The 18,758-nt window shown below is 65.7% G+C and carries 21 protein-coding genes and 1 tRNA gene; 12 read left to right on the top strand and 10 right to left on the bottom strand.

Translation table 11 applies throughout. From position 1 onward, the window contains the following. Positions 1–493: 493 nt before the first annotated feature. Positions 494–1,663, bottom strand: coding sequence for a hypothetical protein (locus tag QX121_RS31250; RefSeq protein ID WP_315813882.1), 1,170 nt, complete (start codon positions 1,661–1,663; stop codon positions 494–496). Here QX121_RS31250 and QX121_RS31245 point away from each other — a divergent pair. Further along, a complete protein-coding gene (locus QX121_RS31245; RefSeq protein WP_315813881.1) occupies positions 1,662–2,429 on the top strand; it encodes a serine acetyltransferase in 768 nt (255 codons plus the stop codon). The genes QX121_RS31250 and QX121_RS31245 overlap by 2 nt on opposite strands. 34 nt (positions 2,430–2,463) lie before the next feature. Here QX121_RS31245 and QX121_RS31240 read toward each other — a convergent pair whose 3' ends face one another. After that, positions 2,464–2,718, bottom strand: coding sequence for a hypothetical protein (locus QX121_RS31240; protein ID WP_315813880.1), 255 nt, complete (start codon positions 2,716–2,718; stop codon positions 2,464–2,466). 136 nt (positions 2,719–2,854) lie between these two features. Further along, entirely contained in the window at positions 2,855–4,540 is a 1,686-nt protein-coding gene (locus tag QX121_RS31235) for a PAS domain-containing methyl-accepting chemotaxis protein (protein WP_315813879.1), read from the bottom strand. Between the two features lie 232 nt (positions 4,541–4,772). Between QX121_RS31235 and QX121_RS31230 the strand changes: the two genes are divergently transcribed. Continuing rightward, a complete protein-coding gene (locus QX121_RS31230) occupies positions 4,773–5,111 on the top strand; it encodes a hypothetical protein (RefSeq protein ID WP_315813878.1) in 339 nt (112 codons plus the stop codon). Between the two features lie 114 nt (positions 5,112–5,225). Here QX121_RS31230 and QX121_RS31225 read toward each other — a convergent pair whose 3' ends face one another. Next, the gene (locus QX121_RS31225; RefSeq protein WP_315813883.1) at positions 5,226–6,266 is read right to left on the bottom strand and encodes a YihY/virulence factor BrkB family protein; all 1,041 of its coding nucleotides are present in this window, start codon (positions 6,264–6,266) and stop codon (positions 5,226–5,228) included. A gap of 338 nt (positions 6,267–6,604) precedes the next feature. Between QX121_RS31225 and QX121_RS31220 the strand changes: the two genes are divergently transcribed. Beyond that, a complete protein-coding gene (locus QX121_RS31220) occupies positions 6,605–6,850 on the top strand; it encodes a DUF3551 domain-containing protein (RefSeq protein WP_315773929.1) in 246 nt (81 codons plus the stop codon). 385 nt (positions 6,851–7,235) lie between these two features. Next, on the top strand, positions 7,236–8,126 hold the full coding sequence (locus tag QX121_RS31215) for a hypothetical protein (RefSeq protein ID WP_315813877.1): 891 nt from the start codon (positions 7,236–7,238) through the stop codon (positions 8,124–8,126). Between the two features lie 81 nt (positions 8,127–8,207). On the opposite strand, the gene QX121_RS31210 is transcribed toward QX121_RS31215, so the two are convergent. The 5 genes from QX121_RS31210 to QX121_RS31190 form a co-directional block, all read right to left on the bottom strand. Then, a complete protein-coding gene (locus tag QX121_RS31210; RefSeq protein ID WP_315813876.1) occupies positions 8,208–8,702 on the bottom strand; it encodes a GNAT family N-acetyltransferase in 495 nt (164 codons plus the stop codon). A 54-nt stretch (positions 8,703–8,756) separates the two neighbouring features. Further along, positions 8,757–9,029, bottom strand: a complete 273-nt coding sequence (locus tag QX121_RS31205) for a hypothetical protein (RefSeq protein ID WP_315740183.1) — start codon at positions 9,027–9,029, stop codon at positions 8,757–8,759. A 255-nt stretch (positions 9,030–9,284) separates the two neighbouring features. Beyond that, entirely contained in the window at positions 9,285–10,958 is a 1,674-nt protein-coding gene (locus QX121_RS31200; RefSeq protein WP_315813875.1) for an FAD-dependent oxidoreductase, read from the bottom strand. Between the two features lie 61 nt (positions 10,959–11,019). Next, positions 11,020–11,514 (bottom strand): MarR family winged helix-turn-helix transcriptional regulator, encoded by a 495-nt coding sequence (locus tag QX121_RS31195; protein WP_315813874.1) that lies wholly within the window; start codon positions 11,512–11,514, stop codon positions 11,020–11,022. A 92-nt stretch (positions 11,515–11,606) separates the two neighbouring features. Next, positions 11,607–11,683, bottom strand: a tRNA-Pro gene (locus QX121_RS31190). Positions 11,684–11,912: 229 nt separating this feature from the next. Between QX121_RS31190 and QX121_RS31185 the strand changes: the two genes are divergently transcribed. Genes QX121_RS31185 through QX121_RS31170 form a run of 4 tightly spaced genes read left to right on the top strand, consistent with a single transcriptional unit; the run spans position 11,913 to position 15,419 of the window. Then, complete coding sequence (locus QX121_RS31185) at positions 11,913–12,911, top strand: L-threonylcarbamoyladenylate synthase (RefSeq protein ID WP_315739992.1); 999 nt, start codon at positions 11,913–11,915, stop codon at positions 12,909–12,911. 18 nt (positions 12,912–12,929) lie between these two features. Beyond that, positions 12,930–14,357 carry an FAD-binding oxidoreductase gene (locus QX121_RS31180; protein WP_315813873.1) on the top strand — a complete coding sequence of 476 codons (1,428 nt, stop codon included), beginning with the start codon at positions 12,930–12,932 and terminating at the stop codon, positions 14,355–14,357. A 15-nt stretch (positions 14,358–14,372) separates the two neighbouring features. Beyond that, positions 14,373–14,828 carry a GNAT family acetyltransferase gene (locus QX121_RS31175; protein WP_315813872.1) on the top strand — a complete coding sequence of 152 codons (456 nt, stop codon included), beginning with the start codon at positions 14,373–14,375 and terminating at the stop codon, positions 14,826–14,828. A gap of 9 nt (positions 14,829–14,837) precedes the next feature. After that, the gene (locus tag QX121_RS31170) at positions 14,838–15,419 is read left to right on the top strand and encodes an NUDIX domain-containing protein (RefSeq protein WP_315813871.1); all 582 of its coding nucleotides are present in this window, start codon (positions 14,838–14,840) and stop codon (positions 15,417–15,419) included. 162 nt (positions 15,420–15,581) lie between these two features. On the opposite strand, the gene QX121_RS31165 is transcribed toward QX121_RS31170, so the two are convergent. Beyond that, positions 15,582–16,352: an SOS response-associated peptidase gene (locus QX121_RS31165; protein ID WP_315796875.1), complete on the bottom strand. Its 771-nt coding sequence runs from the start codon at positions 16,350–16,352 to the stop codon at positions 15,582–15,584. An 86-nt stretch (positions 16,353–16,438) separates the two neighbouring features. Here QX121_RS31165 and QX121_RS31160 point away from each other — a divergent pair, with 86 nt between their 5' ends. The 4 genes from QX121_RS31160 (at position 16,439) to QX121_RS31145 (ending at position 18,310) form a co-directional block, all read left to right on the top strand. Next, positions 16,439–16,960 (top strand): hypothetical protein, encoded by a 522-nt coding sequence (locus tag QX121_RS31160; RefSeq protein ID WP_315813870.1) that lies wholly within the window; start codon positions 16,439–16,441, stop codon positions 16,958–16,960. Positions 16,961–17,025: 65 nt separating this feature from the next. Further along, positions 17,026–17,445: an NUDIX hydrolase gene (locus QX121_RS31155; RefSeq protein ID WP_315739987.1), complete on the top strand. Its 420-nt coding sequence runs from the start codon at positions 17,026–17,028 to the stop codon at positions 17,443–17,445. 31 nt (positions 17,446–17,476) lie between these two features. After that, positions 17,477–17,875: a TIGR02301 family protein gene (locus QX121_RS31150; protein WP_315717206.1), complete on the top strand. Its 399-nt coding sequence runs from the start codon at positions 17,477–17,479 to the stop codon at positions 17,873–17,875. Between the two features lie 168 nt (positions 17,876–18,043). Further along, the gene (locus QX121_RS31145; protein ID WP_315717207.1) at positions 18,044–18,310 is read left to right on the top strand and encodes a hypothetical protein; all 267 of its coding nucleotides are present in this window, start codon (positions 18,044–18,046) and stop codon (positions 18,308–18,310) included. Positions 18,311–18,758: the final 448 nt, after the last annotated feature.

Genomic DNA, 18,758 nt, shown 5'->3' with positions numbered 1-18,758 from the left:
GCCTCACGGCGGCATAAACTCCCAGCCGCCTATCAGCAGACTCGGTTTAACCGAGGACAACCTCCTGAGGCTCCACATTTAGCCACCGTCGCCCTCGGACTCATCGCCCGAAAGCTTAGCGCCAGCGTCGCGGCGCCAGGACCACACGACTTCACGTCCGCCAGCTGCCGTTCGTCCGCGTGCAAGCACGCTGCGGCAGACAAGCGGCCATCGCCTCCCCGCCTCACGTGTCGTGACGATCGCGATACGCCCCTCGTGGCGAAGCAGGATGGACGCAGTAGAGCACATTTTCTGGAAAAGCGAAAGCAAATTTTCGGTGCGCGGGGTGTCATTGCCCTCACGATGAGGCGCAGCGACCACCGCCTTCGGGCTATCGACATTCTAGACGGTTCGGACCTGCCTACGCGAAGCTCACCGACGGGTCGATGCACGGATGACGACAAGCCACGAATATCGTTTTGGACCATCGAGCCCAGGGCGACTACCCCAAACATTATTCTTCCGAAACCTTATACCAGTTTCCCTTTGAGTCCTTCATATCGCTATGGAACGTGTTGGTGTCCCAATCGACACACTTGCGAACGTCGTATGTCGAGTTGATTTCGCAAATCTCACGTTGAATTAGATGCTCGTTTATGTCCCGCGTTATTCTAGCGAACATCTCCCGGCCCTTGTGGAGAAAAGAGACACCTGAAACACACGACTTGATCTCGGGTTGGCAGGTACGGAAGAAGCGAGGTTTTCCTTCATTCTGCGATGCGGAAGTGAGAAGCGCACCTTTGAAAAATTCGTCCCAACTGATAGGAGTACTCTTATTTGCGCGCGCGTCCGGTTGAATATTAAACGGCTCACTAGGGGAAGTTTGTTGTGGAGGAGAGTCGCCGCTCTGTATACCGGAAGCGACTTGGTCGGGCTTGCCGACCATCGTCGTACCCATGGATTGCAGATCCTGAGGACTAAGCCAGACGACCTCTGTCGGCGGAGTGACCACCATTCGGCCGATGATCGCAGGGGGCACGCCAAGTTCCTTAGCAATCTTTGCCATAGAGACAGTCGCGGCGTTCGACCCCATCGTCTCATTTCCGGATTGATCTGAAGCGCCGTGTACGCCGATTTGGGCCCCGTAGCTGACAAACTTCGAACTACCCGCTGCGAATACCAGGAAACATGCGGATGCACAGATTGCTTTCTTACCTACGTTGGTCGACAACTTGGCGTAGCGGACCGCTTCGGCAAGCTTCACGCCTTCCAGGAGGTTTCCACCTGTTGAATTCAGCCTGAGGTTGCCGACGAGTTTTCCGCCATCATTCGCCTGCTTCACAAGAGCTTTGAAAGCGTCCGCATCACCGGGCGAAATATCGCCAGTAATCACGATCGTAATCCTTCCGTCCCTTGCCGAAAGGGTCTTGATCTCTGCGGATAACGCGGCGGCATGAAGTACCGACGCAAATGCGATGCTCAGCGCAAGCGTTCTGCCCACGACGAAACCCCCCATCAACCGATGACGAGTGTTCAGCAACCATCGGTGGAGCGCAAGCAGAAAAACGGCCAATTGCGGAGCAATCTTCGACTTTTCCAGCCTGCCTGGAAGCTCTCGGACTGGCTCTCGAAAGAGAACCTGATACAATCTGTCCCAGTTCGGCAACCGAGCAGCGAACGCCATGGCTCACCTCCTGGACGCCGCCCGTCGAACGGTCTGGCAGTCAATTCGGCACGAGGCCCATGCCGCCTCGGTCAACGATCCCGTGTTTGGCGAGGCGCTCTCCGCCGCGATCCTCGATCACCGCGATCTCGGCAGCGTCGTCGCTCACCAGATCGGCGCGCGCCTGGGCAGGAGCACAGCCGAGCGCGCGCAGTTTGCGGCTGTCGCGCGCGAGGTCTATCTGGCCGATCCCGGTCTCGTCGCGGCGGCGAGCTGCGATCTGCATGGAATCGCGACGCACGACCCCGCGGCCACAACGCTGCTGCCGCCGCTGCTGAACTACAAGGGCTACATCGCGTTGCAGGCCTATCGCGTCTCGCACTGGCTCTGGAGCAACGGGCAACCCGACCTGGCGCTACTGCTGCAGGCGGACTCGTCAACATCCCTGCAGGTGAGCATCCATCCCTCGGCGCGGCTCGGGACCGCGGTGTTTCTCGATCATGCCACCGGCATCGTCATTGGCGCCCACAGCAGCATCGGCCACGACGTCACCATTCTGCAGAACGTTACGATCGGACGACACGACGCGCTGCCCGGCCGCGCCCCGCGGATCGGCCGCGGCGTGCTGCTCTCCTCGGGCGCGACCGTGCTGGGCGACGTCACGGTCGGCGACTTCGCCAAGATCGGCGCCGGTGCCGTCGTCACCACCGATGTGCCGGCCGGCTGCACCGCCGTGGGCACGCCGGCTCGCCTGACGAACTGCCCGGAGCAGCCGATCCCGACCTGACCACGACTCCTCGCGACTCCTGGGGCGGCCGGTTCTACAGCAATGTATCAAGCTTGCCCGCGGTGACGGAGATCAGGTCGCGGATCTTGTCGCACTCGGCCGCAAGCGATGCGAGGGCCGGATCCGACCTGATGCACCGATCCAGATTGGCGACCGCGCTTCGCCAAAGCTCCAATTCGCACCGCAGCCGTCCGACCTCGCGGGTTGCCACCGCATCGCGCAGCCGTTCTGCCTTCGCGCCGACGATCCGCAACGAGGCCCGGGTGGGAAATGCGAGGATATCGGCCACGGATCACCCCGGTGAGAGTGGTGGAATTCGGCAAAGGGGCGACAGGCGCATGACGCGCCGGCCGGCGGCATCGCCTGCAACCGCGCGGCGGCCCGGGTTGACAGGCCGCCGCGCGTCGGCGCTTTTCGATCCGGCCTCAAGCCGCGGCGCGCTCGGCCAGAGCCTGAGCTTCGGCCGCGGCACGCGCCATGCTGGACGACATCTCGCTCGTGACGGTGCTCTGCTCCTCGACGGCGGCGGCCGTCGACGTCACATACTCGCTGACGTTCTGGATCGCCTGCTTGATCGAGCCGAGAGACGTGACGACGCCCCCGGAGATATTGTTGAGACTGTCGATCTCGGTCGCGATCTTGTCGGTGGCGGTCTTCGCCTGGGTGGCCAGGTTCTTGACCTCGGATGCAACGACGGCAAAGCCCCTGCCCGCTTCGCCGGCCCTGGCGGACTCGATGGTGGCATTCAGCGCCAGCAGATTGATCTGGCCGGTGATGTTGTGGATCATCTCGACGATGCCGCTCATCGACTGAGCGGCATCGGAGAGCCGCTGTGCCTGCGCGTCGGCTGCGGTGACACGGTCCACCGCGCCCATGGCGGTCTCGCGCGACTTCGTCATCGCTTCGGAAATCTCGCGCACGGACGCGTTGAGCTCCTCTGCGCCCGCCGCCACCGATTCCATCATGGCCCGCACGCGCTCGTTGCCCATGCGAACGAAGACCTGCCGGGTGACGTCGGTCGCATATTTGACCACCTTGAACGGCTTGCCGTTGAGGTCGAGGATCGGATTGTAGGAGGCCTGGATGTAGACTTCCCTGCCGCCCTTGCCGATGCGCTTGTACTCGGCCGACTGGTACTGGCCGCGGTTCAGGCTCGTCCAGAAATCGCGATAGGCAGCGCTCTCCCGCTCGGACGCTTCGACGAACATGCTGTGATGCTTGCCCTGGATCTCGGCCAGGGTGTAGCCGAGCGCGCGAAGGAAGTTGTCGTTCGCGGTGATGATCGTGCCGTCCATGTTGAACTCGATCACCGCCTGGGACTTGCCGATGGCCTCGATCTGCCCGGCGAGGTCGGCGTTCTTCAGCTTCTGCGCGGTGACATCGGTCGCGAACTTGACGACCCCGATCGGCCTGCCCGTCGCATCGAGCACCGGATTGTAGGTGGCGAGGATCCAAACTTCCTTGCCGCCCTTGCCGATGCGCTTGTATTCGCCGCCCTGGTATTCGCCGCGATTGAGCGCAGCCCAGAACTCGCGGTAGCCCGGGCTGTCGCGCAGCGCGGGTTCGACGAACATGCTGTGATGCTTGCCCTGGATCTCGTCGAGGCGGTAGCCCAGCGCATCGAGGAAATTCTTGTTGGCACCGACGATGGTGCCGTCGAGCTTGAACTCGATCATGGCCTGGGCGCGATCGATGGCGGCAAGCTTGGAGCCGTCGGCCATGCTGCGCAGCTTCTTCTCGGTGACGTCGGTCGCGAACTTGACGACCTTCACCGGCTTGCCGGCGCTGTCGAGGACGGGATTATAGGACGCCTCGATCCAGACTTCGCGACCGCCCTTGCCGATCCGCTTGAACTCGGCAGCCTTGAACTCACCCTGGCGCAGTGCGGCCCAGAACTCGCGGTAGGCGGCACTGTCGCGCTCCGAAGGATCCACGAACATGCTGTGGTTCCTGCCCTGGATTTCCTGCAACTGATACCCGACCGCGTTCAGGAAGTTCTGGTTGGCGGTGATGATCGTGCCATCGAGCTGGAATTCGATCACGGCCATCGCACGACTGATTGCTGCAAGCTGCGCTTCGGCGTCCGAGCGGCTATTCGATCGAAACAACAAGGTGACCTCCAGATGATGAGTACGTTTTCAGATGATCGGCGACGGTGACGGTTGCCCATGCGACCGACGACATGTCTGCGCAAAGATTGATGCAACTTGTTCCACTCTCGTTAAAGCGCGTTGAGAAATCCGGTTTTTCCGTAGTTCTACCGTTGTGGCATGATGTCAGACATACAATGACGCCGCGCGGAAGCTGCGCTGCGGCGCCCCAACATCAAAGGTGAAGCGTACGATGCTGCATCCAGAGATCGCGGGCGGAAGGATCCGGCGATCCGCGCTGACAGGGCGGACCGCCGCTCCCGTCATATTCATTTTGCAGGCGCACCCGGTCGGAAAGATTGCCGCAGCCCATCTCGTTGGCCCTTGGGCGCGTCAGGTCGGGATCGCGGTAGGCGCCGATCAGCGGATCGCCGCCGCGGGAGCGGACCTGGAACGTGCAGCAGATATCGCCCGCGTCGACGACCAGGCTGACGTCGTGGTGACGGAGATGCTGGTTGGCGCCGTCGATATGGTCGCACAGCAACGAGCGGGCGGACGCCGGCGCGGATCACCCGGCGCTATCCTGAAATGATAGATGATCAACTGGCTCCGTCCACCCAACCTGCATCGATCAGGTATTCCTCAGGAGATGTGCGCCTGCGACCAGACGTTTTCCATCTTCACCGCGTCGAGCGCGGCCGCCGGCTCATCGATGCGATACGGCTTCGACAGGATGCGGACGTCCCGCGGTGCCGGTGATGGTGTCACGCAGGGTCTGATGCTCCAATTCGGCATCGAGCTCGGCGCCGATCAGGATCACGATGGCGGAGATCCAGATCCAGGTCATGAAGCCGATGGCGGCGCCGAGCGAGCCGTAGGTCGCGTTGAAACTGCCGAAATTGGCCGCATACCAGGAAAACAGCGCCGACCCTGCGAGCCACAGCACCGCTGCCAGCGCGCCGCCCCAGCTGATCCAGCGCCATCTGGGCTCCTCGCGGTCCGGCCCGTAGCGGTAGATCAGAGCCAGTCCGAGCGCGACGCAGATGAAGATGACCGGCCAGCGGCCGATCCGCAACACCAGGTCGCCGGCCTCGGACATGCCGAGATAGTTCAGCAGCACCGGGAGCACGACGACGGCTCCGATCGCGAGCAGCGCGAACAGGATCGCGCCTCCGGTGAACAGCAGCGAAATCGCGTTCAGCTTGATGAAGCCACGCCTCTCCGGCTCGCGATAGACGACGTTGAGCGTATCGAATAGCGACTTCATCGCGGCATTGGCGCTCCATAGCGAGATCGCGAGGCTGACCAGGAAAGTGATGCCGAGCGCCTGAGTGCCGTTGGCGGAGACGCGCGTCAACTGGTCGCGCGCGATGTCGATGGCGCCGCCCGGCATCACGCCCTGCAACTGCTCCAGATGTCCGGTGATCCTGGCCGGATCGGAAAACAGGCCGTAGATTGCCACCAGCGCGGCCAGCGCCGGAAAGATCGCCAGCAGGGTGTAGAATGTCATGCCTGCGGCGAGCGCAACGATCCTGTGCTCGGTGACGTTCTCGTAGACCCGGAACGAGACGTCCTTCCAGCTGCGCGCGGGAATCTCCGAGGGCGAACGCGCCAACCGGCTGTGTCCATCGTCGACCCTGCTCGCGCGTCCCGTGCGCCCGGCCTGTTCGGGCCGCTGATCGAAATAGTGGATCAGGAACGCGAACCCGAGCAGAGCCAGCATCCCGCCGGTGCCAGGTGCGCGCAGGCTGCTCGCGAAAACGCTCGGGGAGTCGCGATGGGCGGCGTCTGACGTCCTGGATCGGCGAAACATGGGATCGGTCCATCACTAGCGGCGAAAAAGGCAACCGGGGCGGTGGACGAATGTTCCGGCATCACGCCATGACGCGCGTTGCCGAGCTCCGCGACGGTGGGGCTGCCTCAGATCTTCAAGAGGCCAACTCGGGCAAGCGCCAACATGCAGATATTTTCGTTCGTCGGTGAACGCGAAGCTGCGACGCCGACACAACAGTTAATGCTGCGCGTGAGGAACGGGCCTGCGCACCGTCGCGTTGCAACGGTACCTTTCAACGCAAGGATAAACGCATGCGCCGCCTGCTGTTTGCTTCGCTGTCTGCCACCGCCGTCCTCGCGGGCTTCGCCGCGATCTCGCCCGCCTCCGCCGCGCAGGACCGCTACTGCCTGCAAGGCAGGATCTGGGGCTATCCGGGCAACTGCCAATTCTCCACCTATCGCCAGTGCCTGGCTGCGGCCTCCGGCACCGATGCCGGCTGCGGTATCAACCCCACCTACGCCTATGCCCGGCAGCGCGGCTACGACCGACGCTATTGAGTGCGGGTCATTGCATCAGCCTCTCGCGCGGTGGACGGGCAGCGCCATCGATCGAGACATGGCTGCGATCGGAAGTTGGCTGCGATTGAAACATGGCTGGCGGCGACATCTCTGGCCGCCACGCCCCCTGGCCCTGCTCTATTGCGTCGCGCAACGGCACCATGATCCGTTAGCTGTTGCGGCAACTCCCATCTGAGGCCGGCAGCCGCGCGTCCTCTCCTCCTCCGCCGCTCCGTGCGCGGAACATTGCGCCTCGCTGTCGCTTATACGGCGACCAATGTCGAACCGGAGGAGGACCATTATGGACGGACTGATTTATCTCGTGGGGTTGATCGTGGTCATCATGGCCGTTCTGTCGTTCTTCGGCCTGCGCTGAGACGGCATCATGGCCATGGAAACCGCGCCGGTCGTCACCTCACCCGTTGCAAGCGCGACGGCCGATCGCTGGACCCTGCAATGGACGCCGGTCGTTGCAGGAGCCATCACCGCCGCTGCGGTCTCTTCGATCCTGATCGGCTTTGCCATGTCGGTCGGCCTCGGTGTCAGCTCCACCGCGCCGACGTGGCGCGACGCCTCGGTGGCGCTCTGGCTCCTGTCAGGGCTGTATCTGGTGCTGCAGGCGCTGATCAGCTTCGGCTGCGGCGGCTACATGGCGGGCCGCCTGCGCGCGCCGCACGGGCTTGCCGAAAGCGAAGAGATCGAAAAGCGCGACGGCCTGCATGGCGTCGCGGCCTGGGCGCTGGCGGTCGTGCTCGGCGTCACCCTGGCCGTGCTCGGCGCGTCCGCGGCGACACGGACCAATCCGCTGGCTGCGCCGGCGACGGCCAATGAGCCGTCGGTCCTGAGCTATGAGCTCGACCATCTGTTCCGCGCGCCGCGGCGGGCGCCCAGCCCGGATCTCGCACCCGCGCGCAGCGAAGCCGGACGCATCCTGCTCACGGCGTCGAGCCACAATGGCGTCAGCCCGGAGGATCGCGGCTATCTCGTGCAGATGGTCAGCGGCACGACCGGTCTCGCTGCTCCCGATGCCGAGCGGCGGGTGGACAGCGTGATCGCACAAGCCAAGAGCGCGATCTCGCGCACGCGCGCCGGCACCGTCATCCTGGCGTTCTCGGTTGCCACCGCGCTGCTGCTCGGCGCCGTCGCAGCCTGGGCGGCCGCGGAGAGCGGTGGCCGTCACCGCGACGGCAAGCCTGTCACCGGATGGATGCTGCACGCCAACCGCTTCAGCCGGCGGCGCGACATGTGGCGCCGGCCGATGTCGATGCCGGAATAGAGCACGTCATGAACCGCAAGTGGCCCGGCCCATCGTCGGGCCGCTTCGCATGGCACCGCCGCCGCGAAAGAAGCGTGCAATTCAGGCGAGCCGCAGAATCATCAGGTTCGCGTCGCCGCCATAGCTGCCGGTCGGATCGGTGGCGGCGGCTGCCTTGTCGACTGCAAATCCTTGCCTCTCCCAGAATTGCGCCGAGCCGTTGACGGCGATCAGCGACAGCGACGTCAGGCCGAGCGCACGCGCGTGTCGGATCAGCTCCTCAACGATCACTGTCGCCGAGCCGCTGCCGCGGACCTCGGGCAGCAAGGCGAGATCGTGGATGTAGTAGGTCGATGCGGGCGACGGAATGCTTCCGATCAGCACGTTCAAGGCCGGCGGCCGGCCGAGCTGCCAGGGATGGCTGAGCACATAGCCGATGATGCCGGCGCCAGCCGCGAGCAGCACGCGGCATCCATCGGGGTGGAGACGCAGGCGCTCCGCGAAAACACGCCTGTCCTCGGGATAGTTCGGGTGCACGCGGGCCGCGATCCCATCGACATCAGCAAGATCGCCTGGCGCCATTGCACGCCAACTCATGCGGCCCGCGCCGGGCTGGTTCTCGCTCACTCGTCCTTGCTCACTTGTCGTTGCTCACTTGGCGAGCGCCAGCCAGCGCTCGCCGGCCGACAGCGCCGCCGGCCACAGCGCCTCCGTCGGCTGCCCGCGATGCAGCGCCTTGCCGACCTCACAGATCGACATGAAGGCCGCCGAGCGCGCCTCCTCCACCTCGAGCGGCTGCTCCGCGCTCGGGCTGCGGACCAGGCCCATCAGGCCGTTCAACGTCTGCAGGGCCGCTTCCGGCGGGCTCGCCTCCGCCGCCCTCAGCGCAGCCACGATCTGCTGCGCCTTTTCCGATTCGGTCATCACGTCGGTCATCGTCGCTTCGTTCGCCCGTGCCTCACGGGAGAACGCTAGCAGCCGGACGAAGGTCGGGCAATGCTTGGGCAGACGGCGCCCCAATGCCGAACGCGCAGCGCCGACGTGCTCCTCAGCTCAACCCTGCCGATGACGTTGGTGTCGATGACGCGCCGGATGTCCAAGAGGTTCTGATCGTGAGGGCGTAGAAGCCGATCGGCGGCGCGCCGCCGCGGGTCCATTTCGCCCCGCACGACCGAGAGCTCAGGGAGTGCGTGCATCCCCTCCGAGCGCCCGAGCCAGCACGCTGCCAAGCATGCCGGCCTGCGCAGCGCTCCCGCGCCAGGCCACGATCTGATCGGGACGGATCAACGCGAGGTCGGCCTCGTAGAGATCACGCAAGGCCCGCGGCAAGGTGACGATCTCGACGTCGGCACGCAGCGGCCCCATGGCCTCACGGAGTTGATCCTCATCGAGGTCGCTGCCCTCACAGCGCAGCAGCGTCCATTCGAAGCCGAAGCGGTCGTACAGCGAGATACCTTGCTCCAGCCAGGCATGCGGCGCGCGGCCGCCGGGACAAGCGCTCGGCACGTAGACGTTGGCCGCATCCGGCGGCGGTCGAGTGCCGTCGGAGACGATGATCGGTGAGCCGTCGTAGCGGCCGCCGAAAGTGATGCCGGGGATGTTGAACTCGGCGCGCGCATGCCGATCGAGATAGGCGCTGGCGATGCGCCGAGCCTCGTCGCCGGCCGCTGTCGCGTCCTCGATCTCGGGCACCGCGGCAAACAGGCCGAGCGAATCCGCAAATCGGCGCGCGTAGTCGGTGTTGCGCAGCGCCACCGGACGACGCTCGGCCTCGTAGCTGTCGAGCAGCGAGACGGGGCTCGTTCCCTTGACGACGCTCGCGAGCTTCCAGCCCAGATTGACCGCGTCCTCGATCGCGGTGTTGTAGCCGAGTCCGCCGGTCGGCGTGAACAGATGCGCCGCATCACCGCCAAGGAAGACCCGGCCGCGCTGCATGCTCTCGGCGACCAGCGCATGACCCGCGGTCCAGGTGAGGTGCGACAGCACCTCGCAGGGAATGGGCGCACCGCAGGCACGCTGGAACGCTGTCCTTGCGTCCTCGGCGGTGATCGCGCTTTCGTCCTCGCCCGGCCGCAACTGGGTGTGGAAGGCAAACTCGTCGCGGCCGTTCACCGCGGCCATGAAGGCGCGGCGGTCACGGTTGAAGCAGACATACATCCAGGCCCGCGCATGCGGGACGCTGGCGTAGAACTCCGGCGAGCGCAGATAGACCGCGAGCATGCGGCCGCCCATGAAATCGCGCTCTATTCCCGTCGTTCCGCCATAGGCGATTCCGAGCGATTGTCGCACCCGGGAGCGCGGACCGTCGGCGCCGATCAGGAAATCAGCCGCGACCTCGCAGCGCGCACCGTCGCTGACACGCTCGACGTCGGCGGCAATGCCGCCGTCATCGGCGACGTAACCGATCAACCGATGCCCGTAGTGCAGCTGAATGCCTGCAAGCCGCGCTGCGTGCCGACGCAGGATCGCCTCGACGAACTTCTGCGACACCCGATGCGGCAGCTCGGCCGCGCTCCATGAGCCGGACAGACCCTTCACCAGTTCCGTCGCGCGTGCTGCGGACGGCAATTGAAAACGTGCCAGCTCATGCGCCGTGTAGCGCGTGAAATAGGCGACGTCGGTCGGGTAGTCCGCGGGCAGGCCGGCGCGCCGGACCTCGTCGGCGAAGCCGAGCCGGCGGAAATGCTCCATCGTCCGCGCCTGCGTCGCGTTGGCCTGCGGGTTGAAGGCCGTTCCCGGCTTCTCGTCGACCAGGATTGCGGACACGCCGCGGCGGCCAAGCTCGTTGGCCAGCATCAGCCCGCACGGCCCGCCACCCGCGATCAGCACCGAGGCGCTCAGACGTTCGATCACGGCGCTTCTCCTCGCAATGGAGGAAGGCTACCGCGCCCCGCAAAATAGTCAAGCAACCTGACTATCTGACGTCGCTGAGCGTATCGAAGCGGGCGCCGTAGGCCTGCAATCCCTGCAGGATCGCGTCCATCGCCGCCTTGCCGAGCTCCTTGCGCATCTCGGCTTCGGCCACATCGACGGCATCGCCAAACGCCTCCAGCCATTTCAGTCCGGCCGGCGTGAAGCGGACGAGGCGCGCGCGCCGGTCGCTCGGATCGGCTTCGCGCGACACCAGTCCCAGCTCGGCGCATTGATCGACCAGTTCGCCCATCGCCTGCTTGCTCATCGAGGCCCGCCGCGCGAGCTCGGTCAGCCGCGTGCCCTCGACGTCGAGATTTCGCGTGAGGCTGACATGAGCGATCCGCGTTTCGCCGTGACCGCTCTCCGCCATCAGCTGGAGAACCCGGGATTCGAACCGGCGCACCGCATTGTTGAGCAACCGGCCGACATTGGCGTGCCGCCAGGCCGTTCCGGTTCGTCCCGCAAGCGGCGCCGTACGTGGAGATCGCGCTGTCATGTCGGGAACACCTCGCTTCATCGAGCTACGCTGGACCAGCGTAGCAGGCGCAAGGTGACATCGGGAAAAGCGTGAGTTGTCACGCCAAGAAATGGTCGGAGCGGCAGGATTCGAACCTGCGACCCCTGCGTCCCGAACGCAGTGCTCTACCGGGCTGAGCCACGCTCCGACTTGGGAAGCCGGCTTATAGCGTTGGGTTTCCGTCTTCGCAAGGACACAAGGCAGGAAATCGCATCGAAATCGCTGATCGTCGGCAGAGGGGTTAACCGCTTGAGGCCGTGGGGCTTTGTCCGGCGGCCATGGCGCGAGCGCAATGCGACAGGCGATTTGCGCGCTTCATTCGAACGTCCGCGCCCGCTATAGCCGAGCGCGGAAGCCACTGCCGTCCCGTACCATCGATGCCCGCCCCAGACATGCAAGCGATCGAGACCAGGATCCTGCCCGCCGACGCGGCTGGAATCGCGCAAGCCGCGGCGACGTTCGCGCGCGGCGGACTGGTCGCGTTCCCGACCGAGACCGTCTACGGCCTCGGCGCCGATGCGGCCAATGCCGCGGCCATCGCCCGCCTCTATCAGGCCAAGGGCCGGCCCGCCTTCAATCCGTTGATCGCCCATGTCGCCGATATCGCGGCGGCGCAGCGCATCGGCCGCTTCGATGCCACCGCCGAGCGTCTGGCCGCCGCGTTCTGGCCGGGACCGCTGACTTTGGTGGTGCCGCAGGCCGCGGGCTGCACGGTCGCAGATCTCGCGACGGCCGGTCTCGACACGGTCGCGATCCGCATTCCCTCGCATCCGATCGCGCGAGCGCTGCTCGCGGCGTTCGCCGGCGCCGTGGTGGCGCCCTCCGCCAACATCTCCGGCCACGTGTCGCCGACCACCGCGGCTCATGTCGCGGCAGATCTCTCGGGACGAATCGACCTGATCCTGGACGGCGGGCCGGTCGAGGTCGGTGTCGAATCGACCATCGTCGGCTGCTTCGACGAGCCGACCTTGCTGCGCCCGGGCGGGGTTCCCAGCGAGGCGATCGAGGCGGTGCTCGGCCGTGCGCTGGCGCGGCCCGCCGCAGAGACCAATACGTCCGAGCAGCCGCTGGCGCCGGGCATGCTGGCCTCGCACTATGCGCCGCGCGCCGCCGTCCGCCTCGACGCCAGCGAGGTCGCGGCCGGCGAGGCGCTGCTCGCCTTCGGTCCGGTGACCTTGCCCGGGGCCGACCAAGCCGCCGCGATCCTGAACCTCTCGCCCTTGGGCGATCCAGCGGAGGCGGCGATGCATCTTTTCGGCTATCTTCGCAGCCTCGATGCCAGGGGTGCGCGCAGCATCGCGGTGATGCCGATCCCGAACGACGGACTGGGCGAGGCCATCAACGACCGGCTGCGCCGCGCCGCCGCGCCGAGATAACACTGGAAGCGACTGACCATGAACATCAGCCAGCCTGCACTGCCGCCGCTGCCGCCCGATTTGATCGCGCAATTCGCCGCCATCGTCGGCGAGCGCCAGGCGCTGACGGCGGAGACCGACGTCGCGCCTTACGTCACCGAGGAGCGCAACCTGTTCCACGGCCGCTCGCCGCTGGTGCTGCGCCCAGGCTCGACGGCCGAGGTCGCCGCAATCTGCAAGCTTGCCAGCCAGCATCGCATCGCGCTGGTGCCGCAAGGCGGCAACACCGGCCTCGTCGGCGGCCAGACGCCGCACAATGGCGAGGTGGTGGTGTCGCTGAAGCGCATGGACAAGATCCGCGAGGTCGACACCGCCTCCAACACCATGATCGCCGAGGCCGGTGTCGTGCTGCAGGTCGCGCAGCAGAAGGCCGCCGAGGTCGACCGGCTGTTTCCGCTGTCGCTCGGCGCGGAAGGCAGCTGCACCATCGGCGGCAATCTCTCGACCAATGCCGGCGGCACCGCCGCGCTGGCCTATGGCGTGGCGCGCGAGATGGCGCTCGGGGTCGAGGTGGTGCTGGCCGACGGGCGCGTGCTCAACGCGCTGTCGAAATTGAAGAAGGACAACACCGGCTACGATCTGCGCAATCTCTTCATCGGCGCCGAGGGCACGCTCGGCATCATCACCGCGGCGAGCCTGAAGTTGTTTCCGAAGCCACGCGCGATCGAGACCGCCTTCGTCGGCCTCAAGTCGCCGGAGGACGCGCTCAAGCTGCTGGCGATCGCGCAACGCGAGGCCGCCGGCAACCTCACGAGCTTCGAGCTGATCGCCGCGATCGCGCTCGACTTCTCGATCCGCCACGCCGCCGGCAACCGCGCGCCGCTGTCGGGCGCCCACCCCTGGTTCGTGCTGATGGAATTGTCGTCGTCGCGCGACGATGCCCGCGCCACGCTGGAGACGATCCTGGAAAAGGGTCTCGAGGACGGCATCGTCGACGACGCCGCGATCGCCGGCAGCCTCGCCCAGCGCATGGCGTTCTGGAAGCTGCGCGAGGACATCTCGGCGGCGCAGAAGCCGGAGGGCGGCTCGATCAAGCACGACATCTCGGTGCCGGTCGCCGCGGTGCCCGCCTTCATTGCCGAGGCCAACGCGGCCGTGGTGAAGCTGATGCCCGGCGCGCGCCCGGTGCCGTTCGGTCATCTCGGCGACGGCAACATCCACTACAATGTCAGCCAGCCGATCGGCGCCAACACGGCCGACTATCTCGCCCGCTGGCACGAGGTGAATGCTGTCGTGTTCGAGATCGTGCTGCGCATGGGCGGCTCGATCTCGGCCGAGCACGGCATCGGCGTGCTCAAGCGCGACGAGCTGCCCGACGTGAAGGACCCGACCGCGATTTCGCTGATGCGCGCGATCAAGGCGCAATTCGATCCGCTCGGGATCATGAATCCCGGCAAGGTGCTCTAGGCTTTCGACGCTCCCATGGACAGTGCCCCTGCTCTCGCGATTTCCGACATCACCGATGCCGACGTGCCAGCCCTCATCGCGCTGTGGCAGCGCTGCGGCCTGACGCGGCCGTGGAACGATCCGGCCGCCGACATCGCGCTCGCCCGCCGCGGCGACAATGCGACCGTCCTGGTCGGCCGCAGCGGCGGCGCGATCGCAGCCTCCGTCATGGTCGGCCATGACGGCCATCGCGGCTGGGTCTACTACGTCAGCGTCGATCCCGAGCATCGCGGCCACAACCATGGCCGCGCCATCATGGCCGCCGCCGAGGACTGGCTGCGGGCGCGCGGCATCGCCAAGCTGATGCTGATGGTGCGCGGCGACAACACCGCGGTGCAGGAATTCTACCAGGCGCTCGACTATGCCGTGCAGGACAGCGTCGTGTTCTCGAAATGGCTCGACGGGCGCCCGCCGACGCCCGGAATGAAATAGAGGCGAGCGATGAGCATCTCCGACCGCATCCGCGTGCACGAGACGCGCGTGCTGTCCGACCATTACGGGACGCTGACCTCGACGAAGTTCGAGTGGCGGCGCGACGACGGCACGTGGCAGATGCAGAGCCGCGACGTGTTCGAGCGCGGCAATGCGGCGGCGATCCTGCCCTACAACCTCGCCCAGCGCAGCGTCATCCTGGTCAAGCAGTTCCGCTATCCCGCGTTCGTCAACGGCCATGACGATCTGCTGATCGAGGCCGCGGCCGGCCTGCTCGACGATGCCTCGCCGGAGGAGCGCATCCGGCTCGAAGCCGAGGAGGAGACCGGGTTCCGGCTGCACGACGTCAAGTTCGTGTTCGAGGCGTTCATGAGCCCGGGCGTCGTCACCGAGAAGATCCATTTCTTCGTCGCCGAATACGAGCCTCACATGCGCGTCAGCGCCGGCGGCGGGCTCGCGCATGAGGGCGAGGAGATCGAGGTGCTGGAAGTCTCGATCGACGACGCGCTGGCGATGATCGCCGACGGTCGCATCCAGGACGCCAAGACCATCATGCTGCTGCAGCACGCGGCGCTGAGGATCTTCGTCTGAGGGAGCCCAGCGCGCCGGCCGCGCGGGCCAGCTCCACTGTCGTCCTCCGCGAAAGCGGGGGACCCAGTATTCCACTGCTCTGCGTTTCAAAACGAGACGCCGCGGCGTACTGGATCCCCGCCTTCGCGGGTATGACGACCTTTTTCGTTGATGCTCCCCGTCTCAAAACAAACTCCCCTGCCCGTCATCCGCGGGCGCAGGCGAAACTTTGCGGGATGCAACCTTCTTCGCAGGCTTGCGCTGCGCGTCCTCGGCGGCGCGCATCTCCGCGGTCATCGGCAGCAGCAGCTGCTCGTCGTCGTTGGCCACCGTGTTGACGCGCGTGGACACCTCGTACCACGCGAACTCGCCCTCGCGAGGCGGGATCAGCAGCCGCATGGCCTCGTCAGGATCATCGGAGCGGCAGTCGAGCCACAGCGCGAAATCATCCGGCCTGATCGTCACGGGAACACGATGATGCAGCGTGGCGAGATCGCGGCTCGCGGCCGCGGTGACGATCGCCACCGTATCGACCTCCTCGCCGTTCGGCCCCATCCAGGTCTCGGCGAGGGCCGCGAAACCGAGCGGCGCGCCGTCACTGCGATGGATGAAGAACGGCCGCTTGCGACCATCGATCACCTGCCACTCGTAATATCCATCAGCGGGCACTAGCACGCGGCGCCGCCGGATCGCATTCTTGAACGCCGGCTTCTCGCGTACGGACTCCGAACGCGCATTGATCAGCAGCGTGAAATTACGGGGATCCTTGACCCAGGCCGGAATGAATCCCCAGCGCATGAGCCGAAAATGCCTGATGTCCTGATCCAGAAGAACTACGGGAATCGGCTGCGTCGGAGCAATATTGTGCCGCGGCGGAAAGTTCGGCTGTTCCTCGTAGCCGAAAATCTGCCTGAGAGCCGCGGGTGGTGAAGTGATCACGAAGCGTCCACACATAATCTCACTCAAATCGTCGTGTGTTCAGCACCTTTTAACTTGGGTTGCCAACACTGCAGCGGATGACCGCAGCGGCGACCCATTCCGTGCCTACCGATCGCACGACCCAACGACCGGCGGGCAGCGCCATTGACCCGGCGCGGGCCGCGATGCTGCGCGCCGCCAACATCAATCCGCGCACCGGGCTCGCCACCGACTATCTGAATCATTTCAACGAAGCCGTGATGCTGCTCGAAATGATTCCCGATATTCCGGAATGCGCCGAGGATTTTCTGGCGTGGTCGCCGCTGACCTATCCAGAACATTTCACGCACACCAATTTCAAGGCCCGCGATCTCGTCATCGAGGCCTATGAGCAGGCCGATCCGGCGATTCGCGACAAGTTCGATCATCTCACGAAGACCATGACCGACATCCTGCTCGCGGTCGGCAGCGCGATGCGCGATGCCAAGCAGGACGCCACCAAGGCCAAGCTCGCCGAGCAGGCCGCGGCGTGGGTCAAGCCGCTGGTGACGCAGGCCGGCGGCATCATCAATGGCGACATCGAGGTCGACCCCGACCCGGTCGACGAGGTCGACGCCGTCGACGCCATCATGGCAAGCTTCTGAGCAGCACGGGCTGCCGGCCCGGTCGTCTTCACGCTACGGTGCAGACCACGCCTGGAGCCATTGGCATGACCGCCCCGACGCCGCCCCGCCACCCCCAACTCGCCGTCAGCGCCGCCATCTTCCGCGACGGCAAGCTCCTGCTGGTGCGCCGGGCGCGTTCCCCCGCCAAGGGCGTCTACACGCTGCCCGGCGGCCGGGTGGAGCTCGGCGAAACCCTGCACGAGGCCGTCGCGCGCGAGGTCATGGAGGAAACCGCACTCTCGATCGCAATTGTCGGGCTGGCCGGATGGCGCGAGGTCCTGCCGGCCCAGGGCAGCGGCGGCCACTATGTGATCCTTCCCTTTGCGGCCCGCTGGCAGGCCGGAGAGCCCCGGCTCAACCCGGAACTGGACGACTTTCAGTGGCGCCTCCCCGATGCGCTCGAGGGCCTCACGCTGACCGACGGACTGCCGGAGATCATCGCCGCCGCACGGACCCTGGTGTAGGCGCCTTGCGTCCGCCGTCCGGCAAAGGCATATGACGTCGGTGTTCCCCATGATCCCCAAGCGCCTCCTGGCCGTCCTCATGCTCGTTGCCGCCTGCGCCATTGTGCCCGCGCGCGCGCAGGATGCGGCGGCGCCGTTCGATGGCGATCTGCAGCGGCTGGCCGAGATCCTCGGAACCCTGCATTACCTCCGCGGCATCTGCGGCAGCAATGAAGGCGCCAAATGGCGCAACCAGATGCAGGCCCTGATCGATGCCGAGACGCCGTCGGGCGAACGCCGCGCCCGGATGATCGCCGGCTTCAACCGCGGCTATAACGGCTTTCAGCAGACCTACCGGACCTGCACGCCGGCGGCGATGGTGGCGATCCGCCGCTACATCGACGAGGGCTCGAAGATCTCGCGCGACCTCACGGCGCGCTACGCCAACTGACGGCTCATGGTTGACGGCGCGCGGGCGTTATCCACGTTTGCGTTAACCTTGTTAACCTTTCCTAAAGAACTGGCCTAGGCGTCCGCCGCCTGCGTGGTAAACCTCACTGGTCCGGCGCGTCCGCGTTCGGAATTCAACGCGCCTCGCGGCCCCGCCAGACTGAATTCAATGAGCTTTCCCGTCACTTTCAGCGCCCTCCCCGCCGTCCTGCCCGACCACGAGCAGAAGCAGGCCGCGCTCAGCTACCTCAACGAAGCCTGGGCGGAAGCGCGCCATGACGGCGTCGACGGCGACTGCCTGGCGCAGGCCAGCCTGTTCGCGGCGCTGGCCGAACTCGTCACCACCTATGGCGAGGACGCGGTGGCGACCTTCGTCGAAGGCCTGCCGGAGCGCGTCCGCAACGGCGAGTTCTCGCTGTCGCGCGCGACGCAGTAGGTTCTCCCGCTCCTCGCGGGTAGCCCGGATGAGCGCAGCGACATCCGGGGTCTCATCCGCAGCCTCGTTGAACCCGGATATCGCTGCGCTCATCCAGGCTACGACAACTACGTCGACAAACTCCGCGTCATTGCGAGCGCAATGACGGAGCCAAAACGAAGAGCGCCCATCGGGGCCGAGAGCCGTCTTCACATCTCAAACAGCATCGAGACACGCATCATCGTCCTCGCGGCGCGATGCGTCCGAGCGATGACCGACGTTCGGCCCTCATTCAATCGAGGGCGCAGGGAAGGCTGGGCGTCGGCTGACGCCCATGGCCCCCGTGCGAACAAAAGTGCACGGGGCAGGAACCACAGGTGCAGCCGGATGAGCCGGCGGGCTCAAGCGGTGGTCGCAACACCCAGTGTTTTCATTCGTGACAGCAGCTCGTCAAGCGCCTCTGCTGGAG

Origin of the sequence: Bradyrhizobium sp. SZCCHNR2028, from assembly GCF_032380995.1 — a bacterium.
Taxonomy (GTDB): domain Bacteria; phylum Pseudomonadota; class Alphaproteobacteria; order Rhizobiales; family Xanthobacteraceae; genus Bradyrhizobium.
The sequence above is the reverse complement of the archived record's forward strand: the minus strand, read 5'-3'. Positions and strand labels throughout refer to the sequence as shown.

Bases quoted from the DNA above. Each gene is read 5' to 3' on its own strand.
- QX121_RS31245 (WP_315813881.1), top strand. From the start codon at position 1,662: ATGGCTCACCTCCTGGACGCCGCCCGTCGAACGGTCTGGCAGTCAATT.
- QX121_RS31250 (WP_315813882.1), bottom strand. From the start codon at position 1,663: ATGGCGTTCGCTGCTCGGTTGCCGAACTGGGACAGATTGTATCAGGTT.
- QX121_RS31230 (WP_315813878.1), top strand. From the start codon at position 4,773: ATGCTGCATCCAGAGATCGCGGGCGGAAGGATCCGGCGATCCGCGCTG.
- QX121_RS31220 (WP_315773929.1), top strand. From the start codon at position 6,605: ATGCGCCGCCTGCTGTTTGCTTCGCTGTCTGCCACCGCCGTCCTCGCG.
- QX121_RS31215 (WP_315813877.1), top strand. From the start codon at position 7,236: ATGGCCATGGAAACCGCGCCGGTCGTCACCTCACCCGTTGCAAGCGCG.
- QX121_RS31210 (WP_315813876.1), bottom strand. From the start codon at position 8,702: ATGAGTTGGCGTGCAATGGCGCCAGGCGATCTTGCTGATGTCGATGGG.
- QX121_RS31205 (WP_315740183.1), bottom strand. From the start codon at position 9,029: ATGACCGAATCGGAAAAGGCGCAGCAGATCGTGGCTGCGCTGAGGGCG.
- QX121_RS31195 (WP_315813874.1), bottom strand. From the start codon at position 11,514: ATGACAGCGCGATCTCCACGTACGGCGCCGCTTGCGGGACGAACCGGA.
- QX121_RS31185 (WP_315739992.1), top strand. From the start codon at position 11,913: ATGCCCGCCCCAGACATGCAAGCGATCGAGACCAGGATCCTGCCCGCC.
- QX121_RS31180 (WP_315813873.1), top strand. From the start codon at position 12,930: ATGAACATCAGCCAGCCTGCACTGCCGCCGCTGCCGCCCGATTTGATC.
- QX121_RS31175 (WP_315813872.1), top strand. From the start codon at position 14,373: ATGGACAGTGCCCCTGCTCTCGCGATTTCCGACATCACCGATGCCGAC.
- QX121_RS31170 (WP_315813871.1), top strand. From the start codon at position 14,838: ATGAGCATCTCCGACCGCATCCGCGTGCACGAGACGCGCGTGCTGTCC.
- QX121_RS31165 (WP_315796875.1), bottom strand. From the start codon at position 16,352: ATGTGTGGACGCTTCGTGATCACTTCACCACCCGCGGCTCTCAGGCAG.
- QX121_RS31155 (WP_315739987.1), top strand. From the start codon at position 17,026: ATGACCGCCCCGACGCCGCCCCGCCACCCCCAACTCGCCGTCAGCGCC.
- QX121_RS31150 (WP_315717206.1), top strand. From the start codon at position 17,477: ATGACGTCGGTGTTCCCCATGATCCCCAAGCGCCTCCTGGCCGTCCTC.
- QX121_RS31145 (WP_315717207.1), top strand. From the start codon at position 18,044: ATGAGCTTTCCCGTCACTTTCAGCGCCCTCCCCGCCGTCCTGCCCGAC.